Source organism: Nesterenkonia haasae (genome assembly GCF_010119385.1).
GTDB lineage: Bacteria > Actinomycetota > Actinomycetes > Actinomycetales > Micrococcaceae > Nesterenkonia > Nesterenkonia haasae.
The window spans coordinates 606,011-619,041 of sequence record NZ_VFIE01000017.1 but is presented as its reverse complement, the minus strand read 5'-3'; the positions used below and the strand labels follow the sequence as shown (position 1 = coordinate 619,041).

The window sequence follows — 13,031 nt, the reverse complement described above, 5'->3', positions numbered from 1 at the left end:
TGCTCGGCGGCGCGCAGCCGACGCTGATGCCGATGGTCATTGACCAAGTGGCGCAGCGGGCTCTGCAACTGCCGCATCGGGTAAAAGCTGACGGAGCATGGTATCCCAGGCTCCTCGCTGCAGTTGACCCCGCGCTGCGGGGCATGGCAACCGCCGATGACCTCACGGGAACTCGTCACCACAAACGCCGGATAGCCAGTCGCGAAGGTGCCAGATACTTAGCGGGAGTGATCCGTGGCGGACCTGCGGCCGGCTTGCTCTCAGCTGAGCTGGCTGCCGCAGACCCGTTGTCTGCGCAAGGAGTAGTGGTTTGGCAGAAGCTGCTCAACAGCCAGCGTTCGCAGCACCTCATCCGCGGCCTGGCTATGCTCACACTCTGGTTGGGTCAGTACAGCACCAGGCTCAGCGCCGCGGACCCCATGAGGATGGGACATGCCTGATAAACCCTTAGAAACCACATGGATGGGTACACGTGTGATCCCCGCGGCACGGCGAGCCAAGCGAGTCGGGCGTCGGCTCGGCCGTCAGGCACGCAGCGTCGTCGCTCCCCGGATCGGCGCCCTTGGTCAGGTGCGGCTGAATGCGCCCACCACTGATCTCACCCATGCTGGAGCGAAGCCAGAATGGGTGAGACGATGCGGCGTCGTGGTTCTGCGTATCCCGGACGAGGTCCGGATACCCCGGCACTGGCGGGAGGTGCTGATCCAGGCCGAAAGGCACAGTGTGCCTACAGTTCTGACAGTGAGCTCCGCGGACGACCTCAAGCACCCGCTGGCCGCTGTGGTCACGCATCTGATCACTACCGATCCGCAGCTTCTGCCTGCGGTGCAGGGCTTTGCCGGTACCGAGCGCACTGCACTTGTCAGGGCCGAAGCTGGCAAGCGTGAACAGACCTCGGCCCTGTTCACGCTCACCAGACTGCACACCCCGTTGGAGAAGTCCTGAACTACACGACGCCTCGGGCGCGGTAGTAGGCGGCGGCGCGTGGATCAGCCAGCAGCGGTCCGTGCACCTGCAGGACGTTCATTCCGGAGTTGATGTTCGCCTCCAAGATGACCGGACCGTCCTTGGTGATGATGATGTCCCAGCCGATGTACTCCATGAACGCTAAGCGCTGAGCGGCGTCCAGAACGAGCTGCTTCGTCTCCTCCCAGAACGGAACTTGGTGCCCCTGGATTCGTGCCCCAGAGTCAGGGTGCTCAGTGAACCACTGGAGATCGTTGCCTTCCGGCAGCTGCGCCGCAGCTGAGAGTTTGCCGGTCTCCAAATCGACATTGGCCGAGAGTCCGCCCTTAGTCCAGTTGTCAATGTGACCGGAGCGCACTGAACCGATTCGCTGCGATGCGCGAGCGATAAAGGGTGTGTGGTCATCGGTCACATCAGGCATGGTCAGCAGCCGAATGGTGTTGGTGGAATGTGAGTTCAGGTACGCCTGGTCAGGATGCTGGGTGATCGCCGCCTCGAACAACACCGGGCGGGGGAAATCGCGTACCCAACGGGCCATCTCCTCGATGCTGCTGGGCTGGCCGTCCATACGGTACTCACCGTCCGAGACTTTCAGAGACCGCACGCCGTTGGCCTCCGCTCCGTGCAGTGGCTTGACGAAGATGTGCTGCCTTTCGCTGAGAATCTCGGCGAGGAACTGGTCCACCGGTATGCGCCTGCTCTGCGGGAAAGGATGGACGTGCCCTCGGGTGTGCAGGCCCAGTAGGTCCACCACATCTGAGTCCAGACCGAGGTTCTTCACCAGCAGGAAGAAGGAAAACTTGTTGTTCAGCACTTCTTGCAGATGCGGGTTGACCATCCGCTTGGTGCGGAAGTACCGCTGGACGTCATTGATGTAGAGCGAAGGGTCGTTGTCCGGCAGTTGGTACAGCGTCACCGACCGGGACAGGAACCCCTTCCTCCACCAATCAGGTTTCCGGTTCCCCCATTCGGTCTCCCAGCGAAACTCTTTGCGCAGAAACCGGCGTGCCGCGCCGAACTGGCGCCGGCGATACCGATAGGTCTTTGCCGTGCGCTGGGGGATGCCGAGCGGGTCCTTAGCGTTCTGCACAATGCGCTGGGCGAGCCGCTTGGGGTAGGGGGGTTTCCTCGGAGAGGGGGACAGGTCATGAGACATAAGTGCGATGGTACCGGTGGTTGGGCAGCTGCGGGACGTCCCACGCCTCGCGCCAGATGCACAACGGCTAAGCTGATCGGGTCAACCGGCAGCCCCCAAGCGGCCGAGAGGAGAAACCCACACTATGCATCTGAAGACTCTTACGGTCCGCGGGTTCAAGTCTTTTGCCTCGGCGACGACTTTCGAATTCGAACCTGGAGTCACCGCAGTGGTGGGGCCCAATGGCTCTGGCAAGTCCAATGTGGTTGACGCTCTGGCTTGGGTCATGGGGGAGCAGGGCGCTAAGTCTCTACGCGGCGGGTCAATGGAAGACGTCATATTCGCCGGTACCTCAGAGCGTCAGCCGTTGGGCCGAGCCTCGGTCAGCCTGACAATCGACAATTCAGATGCCCTATTGCCCATTGACTACACCGAGGTCACCATCTCACGGACAATGTTCCGGTCTGGGGGATCTGAGTACACCATCAACGGAACCAAGTGCCGGCTGCTGGATATTCAGGAACTGCTCTCAGACTCTGGTCTTGGCCGCGAGATGCACGTCATTGTGGGCCAGGGCCAGTTAGATCAGATCCTTCAGGCGACTCCGGAACAGCGGCGCGGCTTCATCGAAGAGGCCGCCGGGGTGCTCAAGCACCGGCGTCGCAGGGAACGTTCTGTGCGGAAGCTTGAGTCGATGCAAACCAACCTGGAGCGCCTAGAGGACCTCATCGGCGAGATATCGCGGCAGCTGGCTCCCTTGGGCCGACAAGCGAAAGTGGCGCGGCGGGCCCAGCGAATCCAGCATGATGTCCGTGATGCCCTGTCTCGACTGATCGCTGACGACCTCGTCCAAGCTGCCACCGCGCTGCATACCTCCTCCCAGGGGGAGCACGCCGATCGCGACGCTGCAGCTCACCTCCGAGCCGGCCTTGAAGACTATGACACGCAGGTGACGGCGCTGAATCAGCAAGCGGATGCGCAACGTGGCCGTGCCGAGCAACTCTCCGGCGGACACCACCGCCTGGCCCAGGTGCAGGAGCGGTTGCGCTCCGTTGTGTCACTGGCCGGGGAACGGACCCGCAGTCTGCGCAGCGCCAGCACGGTGGACTACACCAGCGGACGAGACCCTGAACAGTTGCGCGCCCAGGCTGACCATGTCACCTCCGAGGCGCAGGCGCAGGGCACCGCAGTAGAAGACGCTCAGAGTTCTCTTGACGGCATCAGCGCTTCCCGTGCAGCGGCTGAAGCGGCGCTCAAAGCGGAGGAGGCGCAGATCAACGAACAACTGCGAGCTGTCGCGGACCGGCGAGCGGGCCTGGCGACGCTCCGGGGCCGAGTAGAGACGGCGCAGGGTCGGGCAGATGCGGCGTCGTCGCGGCGTCGTCGTGCTGCTGAGCAATTGGACGACGAAAAAGCTTCCCTGGAAGGCGCCGAGGCTGAGCTGGCTCACCTCGAACAACATATCGCGAGCGTAGAAACTGGCGACGCTGGCGCCCAGCGAGAGTTGGCGCAGGCTCAGCATCGCTACCAGGACGCCAAGGCCGCCCACGATGAGCGGCTTGCCCAGCAGCGGCGGCTGGAAATTAGTGCCAGTGAAATTCGAGCCAAGATATCCGCGCTGCACGACGCTATTGCCGCAGCGGAGGAACCGGTCAAGCTGGACGAACCAGGAGCTGCATTCAGCATAGAGATCGTCCAGGTAACCGATGAGCTGGACCAGGCCCTCCGGGCTGCGCTCGCCGACACTGTGCTTGTCGATGAGCGAGCCTTCGGAGCGGAACTCGTCGAACGGGGCGACGCCGCGGCGGCACTAGCTCTGGACAAGGCCGTCATCAGGCAGGGAAATCGGATCAGCGGCAGTCCCGCCGGTGCCCCAGAGATGACGCTCACCGGTCAGGTGGAGCAACTCCAGGCGACGCTGCGCCGGACTACCGACGAGCTGGAAGCAATCAACGCCGAGGTTCAGTCCAGTCAGGATGACGTCTCGGCTGCGGAGCTGCGTCTGGGTGATACGTCCGACGCTGTGCAGTCCAACCAGACAGCCCTGGCTTCTGCCACTGAGCAACTGACCCGACTCAAGCGCGAAGTCAGCCGCTCTCGGGAACGGATCGGTGGCTTCGCCCGAGAGATTGAGGATGCGGAGACTGCCGCAGCCGACGCCCAGGAGCAGCTGCGAGAAGTCATTACTCGGCTTGAGGCCGCGGAGAGCGAGCAGGCGGTGGAAGAGCCTTCCACCGAGGAGCGAGAGCGTCTGGCTGAGCATGCTTCAGAACAGCGTCGCAGCGAGGTTGACGCGCGGCTTGCTCTGCGTGCTGCAGAAGACGAACACAAACAGCTGTTGGAGCGTGCTGCCGCACTGCGCCGCACGGCCCAGGCTGAGGAGCACCGGCAAGAACAGGCGCGTCGGGCGGCTGAATCGCGCCGCGCACAAGCTGAGCAGGCCGAACAGGTCGCCCAGGAGGCTGAGGAAGCCGTGGAGCGTATTGACGATCAGCTGGAGAAAATCGACCGGGCGCGTGCAGAGGCACAGCAGCGGCACCAGCAGTTGAGGTTGCAGGTGGCCGAGCTGATGGAAACGCGGGCTGGCGAGTCTGCGCAGTTGGAGGAGATTACCGCGCGCCTGCATAAAGCTGAACTGAGGCAGACCGAACTCAGACTCGCACTGGAAGCTGCAGAGTCCCGCGCCCAAGAAGAACTGAGCCTCACCGCGGAATACCTCATCGAGCACTATGGACCCGATCGGCCTGTTCCTGACCAGGATGCCGGTGATGGGGGCGGGGACGGTCACAGCGAACGGCCCTACGTCAGGGCGGAGCAGGAGCAGCGACTCTCCAGGGGAAGAAGGGACTTGAAAGCACTCGGCAAGGTGAATCCACTTGCATTGGAGGAGCATGCTGCCCTGGAGGAGAGGCACACCTATTTGCAGGGTCAGCTCACTGACCTGAAGACCTCCAGGCAGGATCTGTTGAACATCATTGCGGAAGTGGACACCACAGTGCACAAGGTGTTCTCCGAAGCTTGGGAAGACACCCGAGTCCAGTTCGAGAGGGTGTTTGCCCGCCTGTTCCCCGGTGGTGAGGGACGGCTGGAGCTGACGAACCCGGAAGACATGCTCAATACCGGCATTGAGGTCCAGGCCCGTCCGCCAGGAAAGCGCATCCGCCGGCTGTCGCTCCTGTCGGGTGGCGAGCGATCGCTCACCGCTGTCGCTCTGTTAGTGGCTATTTTCAAGGCTAGACCCAGTCCGTTCTACGTGATGGATGAGGTGGAAGCCGCCTTGGACGACACAAACCTGTCCCGACTGCTGGTAATTTTCGAAGAGCTCAGGGAAAGTTCACAGCTGATCGTGATTACCCACCAGAAGCGGACTATGGAGATAGCCGACGCGCTCTATGGAGTGGCGATGCGACAGGACGGTTCGACTCGTGTGGTGTCCCAGCGATTGTCCCATGAGGAGCACGTGTGAGCCCAAAGGGCACGGGCATTGCAGAGGACGATTCGTCGCGTGAGAAAGCAATTCCACGTGAACTCAAGGTGATGATTCTTGCTGCATTCATCATCGCTATCGGTTACGGGATCATCACTCCGATCTTGCCGCAATACACCGCTGACTTCGGTGTGGGTGCGTTCGCTGTTTCTGCTGTGATCTCGGCATTTGGGGTATTTCGGTTGATATTCGCACCCTTGGCGGGAAAACTCACACAGCGGCTCGGCGAGAACCCGGTCTACGTGGTCGGTATTCTCATTGTGGCGGTGTCGATGTTCGCCACCGCCTTCGCCCCGAGCTATGAGTTGCTGCTGATTTTCCGTTCGGTTGGCGGCATTGGATCTACGTTCTTCACAGTCTCCGCAATGGCTTATATAGCGAGGAAGTCTCCACCACGGATTCGGGGACGAGTTGCGGGAGCTTATGCCTCTTCCTTCATGATCGGTTCTCTAACCGGACCTTTGATGGGGTCTTTGCTAGTCGCGTTTGGGCAGCGAGTCCCGTTTCTTGTGTATGGGTTTGCACTTGTGGCTGCCGCGGCAGTCGTCGCGGTGATGCTGCGCGCCAGCAGAATTGAGGACAGGCGCACCAAAGATACCCGCGAGTTCGCCACCGTGAGTAAAGCCTGGGCCGATCCAAGCTACCGTGCGGCTCTCGCAGCTGGTTTCGTCAACGGGTGGACAAGTCTAGGAGTCCGCAACTCGTTGGTTCCATTGTTCGCGGCGGCCGCCTTCACGGGGGGCGCGTGGTTTCTAGAATCCGAGCAATTAGCCGGTGTGGTGCTTACGGCGTTCGCCGCAGGCAACGTGGCCGTAGTCTTGACTTTGGCCAAGCGATCAGACAGCTGGGGACGCCGACCGCCCCTAATAGTAGGTTTCAGTGTTGCGGGAGTGACAACAGCTTGCCTGGGCCTAGCGCCTGAGCCCTGGATTCTTGTGCTGCTGAGTCTGATTGCCGGAGCAGGTACAGGGCTGTTGGTTCCCGCGCAGCAGGCTGCAGTAGCCGACATCGTCGGTGAGGGGCGGAATGGCGGGTCTGTCATCTCCACCTTCCAAATGACGCAAGACCTAGGGGCAATTGTGGGGCCCCTCGTGGCTGGTCTGCTTGTGGATCAGGTTGGTTATGTGTGGGCCTTCGGGCTTAGCGGCCTCATTATGCTCGTCGGGGCGGCGGCTTGGGCCGCGGCCCCAGATACTTTGCCGCGTGGTGCATCCACGGTGTAGAGACCTCGGTGATAGCCTTCTACGGTTATGACGAACTTGGAGGTTCTCTGATGAATGACCCGCGCGAGGACAACTCCAGTCCCTTGCAGCCAGGTGAGCTGCGGATCACGCAGTCTCGCGCTTTCTCTTATCGTGCGCCCCGTCCCCGAGGGGCTGCGGCTACCAATTACGTCGTAGAGCTGACGGCCCAAACGTCTGACGGAACAGAAATCGTCAGCTACGGCGAAGGTCACCCGCGATGGGCTCAGACCGGGGACGATGCCGGTTCGTCCTGGACCTTCCTAGTGGAGGTGGTTCGCCGACTTGAAGGAAAAGTGTTCATGGCGGCCGATCGCGAAGAAGCTGTCCGTTCCGTCCGCAGGGTTATGCAGGAAATGAGTCTGCTCGCAGCAGAGCGCAGTGTTGAAGAGGGGCACACCCGGCCATTCCGCGGTACCTCTTTGGGCATCGAAGTATCACTTTTGGACCTATTCGCGCAGCATCTTGGGGAGACACTGGCAGGCCTACTGGGTAAGCAGCGTGATTCTGTGCCGCAAGTCCCGGAAACTCCCATAAGTGCTGGTGAGGTACTCGAAGGTGTCGTCGCTGATCTCGAGGGGATCGGCGAAACGATCTCAATCAAATTCCGCGGTGCAGTTGAACGTGAGTCAGTGTTGCCCACACTGCGCAGTTTGGTTGGCGCCTCAGGTGGTGAGAGCGGACGAACGGTGTGGATCGACGCCGGGAGCACTCTAAGTGTTGCGAGTTCAGAAGCGTTGGTGGATGATGTAGCCGCCGCTTTCCGGAGCTCTTCGCACCAGCACCACGTATTCATCTCCCAGCCCTTCCGATCGAGATCCGTAGAAAAGTTGCGAGGTTTGCAGAATTACGCCGATGAGCAATTGAAGAGCGACACCAGTCTCTCGGTGCATATCGTGGCGGACAATAATGCGTGGGATGCCCCAGAGTTGCGAGACATCCTAGAGACAGGGAGTCTTGGCGCCGTTCGAGTCCGGCCCGCCCAGGCCGGCGGCCTGCTCGCTGCGATTGACCTCGCCGAAGTGGCCTCGGCCGCGGGTGTGCGAGTGTGTCTCACCGGCATGGGAGATGAGAGCCGCCTGGGAGCGTCAGCTGAGCACCAACTCGCTCTGGCGCTTCCGAGAGTCGACCTCGCAGAGATTGGCGCTACGGTAGAGCAGACGCTCCCTTTGACAGAAATAGCGGGTGAGCAGAGGAATGTGGACACTGATCCTCTAGCTGGGAAGGCCGCGACTTCCCAAGACTCCTCGTTGTCAGAGAATCCAGAAGAAGCCGACGCCGTCGATGAAGATGACGAAGGTGATTTCGAGGACGAGGGCATCCCTTATTTTGCGGAGGACGCCTCGATAGCAAGTCTGGAGACGAACGGTGTCTCAGGTTTGGGCGTCAGCGTTTCCTTCATTTCGCTGGTGAATGACGTCGAGAAAATGGAGACGTTCCCAGAGCCGCCGCTTCCCGAATTTGAGGGCATGCTGCCCAACGTCTTTGACGACATTGATGACTTGCACCCGCTCGGTGCACGCGGCAGCAAGGGTCACTTGGCGGAACGTGAAGCCTTGGCCCTCGGACTGACTACTACGCGCTACTCCAAAGGAGTGTTTCTAGCTAGCGACGGACACCGTGAACCGATCAACTTCAAGTGGAACCGCAACCCTTTGGTCAGCGGTGTTGCCCTGGGCTTGTGCACCCACAAAGAAGCGACGAGGCTGCAGTTGCAGCGTGCAAATGTCCCAGTGCCGCAGGGCCGCACATTTGAACGCGGAGACCTCGACAGCGCCCGGATGTTTGCTGGCCGAATCGGCTACCCGGTAGTGATGAAGCCGGCTATGGGAGTTCGCGGAATTGGGGTTGTAGCCAACATTCAGAATGAGGAAGAGCTCAGTCAGGCTCACGAATTGATGACAGGTACGCGACTGGGCGACCAAGACTTCATCGTAGAAAAGCACATCAACGGCAAGGACTACCGAATTGTCGTGGTGGGCCAGCGGGTCGTCGCCGCCATCCTGCGTGAACCCGCTTCCGTGGTCGGCGATGGGAAACACACAGTTGCTGAGCTGCTGCTGAACCGCAACAGCGCACGCCGCAGAAATCCTCATCTCTGGGCACGCCCGCCGCAGTACAACGCAGCGGCCAAGTACGAGCTGCAGAAGCAGAACCTCACCATCGACTCGGTTCCTGAACCAGGTCGGGTAGTCCGACTGGGCAGTACCAACAGTTTGTCCCAGGGCGGTGAATCAATGGCGGTTCTGGAGGAAATGCACCCCTCGATTCTGGAGGCCTGTCTGAAAGTGATGCGCTCCGTGCCGGGGATGGACTACTGTGGCGTGGATTTTTTGCTAGAGGATCACACGAAGCCGCTAGACGAGCAGGACGCCGGCATATGTGAACTCAACGCTCACGCAGCAATAGGCAACTCTCAGTACCCAATGTTCGGGACGCCGAAGCCGGTCGCGCGCATCGTCATGTATGAGGTGGCCCGGCGGTTTGGGCTGCAAGTGGCGGCTGAGCCTGCTGAGAATGTTGCACTTCGGGTGCTGATCAGAGGGAAGATTTCAGGCGTCGGATTTCACCGCTGGCTCCGCCGACGAGCTTTGGAGGCAGGAGTGGAAGGATGGGTACGGTCCCTTGATGACAAACGCATTGAAGCTGTGCTCGTGGGCCCGACCAACGCGACAACTGGAATTGTGAGCTCTCTAATCAATGGACCGCGGCGAGCTAGGCCGACGTCTTACGTGGCTGAGCATATCGACAAACCCCTCGTAGAGGGTTTCGAAATCCGGCCGGATCGTGCGGGATTCGAGCACTTACGGATCAAGACTGGACGGCGCATCCGCAAGGTCCTGAATTGGAGGAGAACTAATGGACGCTGATGGCACGCTTGAGGATCCGCCTATTCATTCTTTCCTGCGCGATGGTTTCGAAGTGCACGCAGCGGCGCTGGAACGTGACCTCGCGGTCACAGTACTGCCGAGACAAGTGCTCTTAGTGGGGTCCGGCAATCCGGTTTTGGGGGACGCGTCCTTTGTGCACGGTGTGCCGCAGTCCTCGACGGTGGCTGGTGTGACCTTTGCGCAGGACAAACGGGTAAGACGTGCGTTGTTAGAAAAGCAAGGCTTTTCTGTTCCGCGGGGTGCAACCTTCTCGATTGGCAAAAGTGCACGCCAAGCCGTTGAATTTGCAGAACGGATCGGGTTCCCTGTCGTCGTTAAGCCGACTATGGGCGACAACACCATCGGGGTGATTCCCTCTGTTTCCGATGCGGAGCAGATGAGAGAAGCCATCGAATACCTCCACACGCCTTTGGATATTCGTGAAGACTTTACGCGGGCCTCGTACGCGATGACTGAACTGCGGGAGCCCGGTTTGCGCGACGGCGTTCCGGTAGCGCCTTCGAGCTACAGGTTTCTGGTGGAAAGAGAAGTATCCGGACAGTACGTCAGGGTGCTTGTGGTGGACGGCACCGTCAGGAGCGCACTGTACTGTCCCTCAGGCCCTTGGAAACCGGAGAGCGGATTCCAAGACATCACAGAAGTGATTGACCCCAGCATCGCCTCGACTGCGGTAAAGGCTGCCAAAGTGATTCCGGGATTGGCCCTGGCGGCAGTCGACATGATTGTGCCGAACTTTAGGGAAAATACGCCTAGCAAGGACACAGTGGTGGTCGAACTGTCCGAACGTCCCTGGCTCGAGGCGCAGTGGAAGCTGGATCCTTCGTTAGCTGCACAGCTCGCGTGCCAAATTCTCAGTTTCGAGTTGCGCGGTGTCCCTTTGGGGCCTACCCGGAGCAAGATCACTGTCCAGGTCCGATTTGATGGAGCAGTCGCCCCTGCGGCGTTTAGAGATGCTTATGAGCGTCAGGCCGCACGGTTGGATCTTAAAACCGAGTTGGAGGTGAGCGACCCAGCCCTCGGACATATCACAGGACAGGTTACTGGCCCGCCACGTCTAATTGCATGGTTGACGGAAACCGCTCTGGACGACGGAGTTGAAGGGCACAAAGCGATGGTTGGCGAGTTTCACCCGTTGTAAAGGGAATGCCCAGTAATCTCACTGTTTGAGGAAATACTGTCGCCGCTGCCCGTCAATTGTGTTCCAGTAGCATGAGCGAGGCACGGGAGCTGAGCTGAAGCCAAGCGGCAGAACGGTGCCGCCCCTATGAAAGTCAGGTGAACCCGGTAATGCGGAAGACCTCAGATGCACATCTGCTGATGGATGACGTTGGAAACAAATCTCACGAGCTCGCGGACGTACTCCTGAGTAAGCTCCAGAAGGCCCCCGCCTCCGGAGACGATGCGGACTGGCAGGAAAGCGTTGACGCGATCCTGCAGCGGATAGATCCCTCATCATTGAGTCACCATGTAATCCGGCGGTTGGAACGAATGCGTCTTCCAGTCCAAAAAAGTCTGTCGTTTCACTACCAGATGGTCGAAGAGTCAGAATCCCGAAAGTTAGGGATCGTGCCGCCGAGTTGGCGACTAAACAGAAAAACGCGAGCCTACCAGTTCGTGGACCGGATTGAAGTGCGTAGACCGGAAACAACCCCTGAAGCAATTCGCTTTTCAACGGTCCCACAGCGCTCCCCTTCGGTGATCAAAGCCATTAGCGGCACCGGCGGGAGGGGGACCTATCTCGCCTTCTCGGATGACCGGATTCGTCACGTCGCAGACGGAACAGAATTAACCTCCTGGGGACATTTCGAAGATCATGCACGATCACTGATGGAGTCGGCCCACCGGCGGGTGCCGGATCGCTGGATTGTCGAAGAGCTGATTCTCGAAAACCGGGCCGAAGCCATCCCTGCGAGGGATTCAAAATTTTTCTGCTTTTACGGTGAGGTTCTTTTCAACCTGGACGTTATTCGCGGTGTAAACGGTTCGCAATACTCTTTCTCACTTCCTGATGGATCATCTGTCCGTCCCGGTGACTGGGATTACGACTATTTCGACAGCCCTGGACCAACTTCTGAACAGCTGGAATTGACAGCTCGAATCAGCCGGGAAATACCCCACCCCTTTATGCGGATCGACATGCTGCTAGGTGAAGATGAACTAGTTTTTGGCGAGTTCACGCCGCGACCGGGACAATTCCATAGGTTCAGCCCAGAGTGGGATCGCCGAATGGGTGAAGCTTGGATCCGTGCCGAAGCCCGGCTCCGCGAAGACCTCCTGAACGGCAAGAAATTTGAGGCCTACAGGAAGACTGTGGCTAGCTAGCATTCTAGGGAGTACTCTTCTAATCAGTGAACGTGAGTAAGGTGGGCGGCTGGATTGTTTTCACCTCAGTGCACGACAGTATCGACCCGCTACGGTATGTCATTAGGGAATTTGATTGACTCGGATGCGTCTCAGTAAAGAATCTCCACTCGTAGGGGTGTTGGGAGGAATGGGCCCCGCAGCTACGGTTGATTTTTACTCGAAGCTAATCGCTGCCACACCTGCGTCGGCTGATCAAGATCATTTGCGGGTAATGATCTGGGCTGATCCTTCAGTTCCAGACCGCTCTGCGGCCATCACTGGAACAGGTGACGACCCCACAGACAGCTTGGCCTTCGGGGCCCAGCGCCTCAAGGATGCCGGGGCTGCTTTCTACGTGGTGGCGTGCAATGGCGCACATGCTTTCCTGCCGGAGGTTAAGAGGCGGGTCGACCTTGAGTACCTGAGCATGATTGACGTGACAAGTGACTACATTGCATCTCTGCCCTATGTATCCTCCGCGGGACTCCTTGCCACTGATGCGACATTAGCTGCAGGCTTGTACCAGCGAACTTTTGCGAGGGCCGGAGTCAGTCCGGTCGTTCCCCAGCCAGTTGACCAGCACACAGTGATGGAGATCATCTACGCTGTCAAGGCCGGGACAGTCACCGCGTCACAAAAGGATGCCCTAGTCCAGGTGGCGGAATCATTGGTGGAAGATGGCGCTGATGTCATAGTTGCAGCATGCACTGAAATACCTTTGGCGCTCTCGGCTGAAAGCTCCCCACGCCCGCTAATTGATCCGTCTCTCATTTTAGCGAATCAGGTAGTCCAGAAAGCGAGTGCTATTTCGCTTGAGGGCACATAAGGCGTCATCTTGTAGATAGAAGCACAGCCTAATTTGTGTTTGAAGTGAGAAGTCCCGAACCCAGCAGAGGGTTCGGGACTTCTCACTTGTTGGTATACCACTTACACGTAATCTGTGATCGCGGTGTCACCGGATACTAAAG

Annotated in this window: 9 protein-coding genes; 8 read left to right on the top strand and 1 reads right to left on the bottom strand. The window is 59.4% G+C overall.

Going from position 1 to position 13,031, the window contains the following annotated elements; all coding sequences use genetic code 11:
• Together FH975_RS02965 and FH975_RS02960 are read left to right on the top strand one after the other, a co-directional pair.
• A partial coding sequence (locus FH975_RS02965; RefSeq protein ID WP_162319949.1) for a hypothetical protein occupies window positions 1-440 on the top strand: 440 nt, incomplete at its 5' end.
• A complete protein-coding gene (locus tag FH975_RS02960) occupies window positions 433-945 on the top strand; it encodes a hypothetical protein (protein ID WP_162319948.1) in 513 nt (170 codons plus the stop codon). The genes FH975_RS02965 and FH975_RS02960, both read left to right, overlap by 8 nt.
• A 1-nt stretch (window position 946) precedes the next feature.
• On the opposite strand, the gene FH975_RS02955 is transcribed toward FH975_RS02960, so the two are convergent.
• Window positions 947-2,122, bottom strand: coding sequence for a sugar-transfer associated ATP-grasp domain-containing protein (locus tag FH975_RS02955; protein WP_162319947.1), 1,176 nt, complete (start codon window positions 2,120-2,122; stop codon window positions 947-949).
• Between the two features lie 124 nt (window positions 2,123-2,246).
• On the opposite strand from FH975_RS02955, the gene FH975_RS02950 reads away from it, so the two are divergent.
• The 6 genes from FH975_RS02950 (at window position 2,247) to cuyB (ending at window position 12,889) form a co-directional block, all read left to right on the top strand.
• Window positions 2,247-5,567, top strand: a complete 3,321-nt coding sequence (locus FH975_RS02950) for a chromosome segregation SMC family protein (RefSeq protein WP_162319946.1) — start codon at window positions 2,247-2,249, stop codon at window positions 5,565-5,567.
• Window positions 5,564-6,811, top strand: coding sequence for an MFS transporter (locus FH975_RS02945; RefSeq protein ID WP_328821749.1), 1,248 nt, complete (start codon window positions 5,564-5,566; stop codon window positions 6,809-6,811). The genes FH975_RS02950 and FH975_RS02945 overlap by 4 nt, the downstream gene beginning before the upstream one ends.
• 50 nt (window positions 6,812-6,861) lie before the next feature.
• Window positions 6,862-9,699, top strand: a complete 2,838-nt coding sequence (locus FH975_RS02940; RefSeq protein WP_162319945.1) for an acylphosphatase — start codon at window positions 6,862-6,864, stop codon at window positions 9,697-9,699.
• Window positions 9,689-10,858, top strand: coding sequence for an ATP-binding protein (locus FH975_RS02935; RefSeq protein ID WP_162319944.1), 1,170 nt, complete (start codon window positions 9,689-9,691; stop codon window positions 10,856-10,858). Before FH975_RS02940 ends, FH975_RS02935 begins: the two co-directional genes overlap by 11 nt.
• Window positions 10,859-11,007: 149 nt before the next feature.
• Complete coding sequence (locus FH975_RS02930) at window positions 11,008-12,042, top strand: ATP-grasp fold amidoligase family protein (protein ID WP_235928292.1); 1,035 nt, start codon at window positions 11,008-11,010, stop codon at window positions 12,040-12,042.
• A 124-nt stretch (window positions 12,043-12,166) separates the two neighbouring features.
• Window positions 12,167-12,889 carry a cysteate racemase gene (gene cuyB / locus FH975_RS02925; RefSeq protein WP_162319942.1) on the top strand — a complete coding sequence of 241 codons (723 nt, stop codon included), beginning with the start codon at window positions 12,167-12,169 and terminating at the stop codon, window positions 12,887-12,889.
• Window positions 12,890-13,031: the final 142 nt, after the last annotated feature.

What these genes read in the sequence shown, in the direction of transcription:
- FH975_RS02960 (WP_162319948.1), top strand. Translation starts at nt 433, where the DNA reads ATGCCTGATAAACCCTTAGAAACCACATGGATGGGTACACGTGTGATC.
- FH975_RS02955 (WP_162319947.1), bottom strand. Translation starts at nt 2,122, where the DNA reads ATGTCTCATGACCTGTCCCCCTCTCCGAGGAAACCCCCCTACCCCAAG.
- FH975_RS02950 (WP_162319946.1), top strand. Translation starts at nt 2,247, where the DNA reads ATGCATCTGAAGACTCTTACGGTCCGCGGGTTCAAGTCTTTTGCCTCG.
- FH975_RS02940 (WP_162319945.1), top strand. Translation starts at nt 6,862, where the DNA reads ATGAATGACCCGCGCGAGGACAACTCCAGTCCCTTGCAGCCAGGTGAG.
- FH975_RS02935 (WP_162319944.1), top strand. Translation starts at nt 9,689, where the DNA reads ATGGACGCTGATGGCACGCTTGAGGATCCGCCTATTCATTCTTTCCTG.
- FH975_RS02930 (WP_235928292.1), top strand. Translation starts at nt 11,008, where the DNA reads ATGCGGAAGACCTCAGATGCACATCTGCTGATGGATGACGTTGGAAAC.
- cuyB (WP_162319942.1), top strand. Translation starts at nt 12,167, where the DNA reads ATGCGTCTCAGTAAAGAATCTCCACTCGTAGGGGTGTTGGGAGGAATG.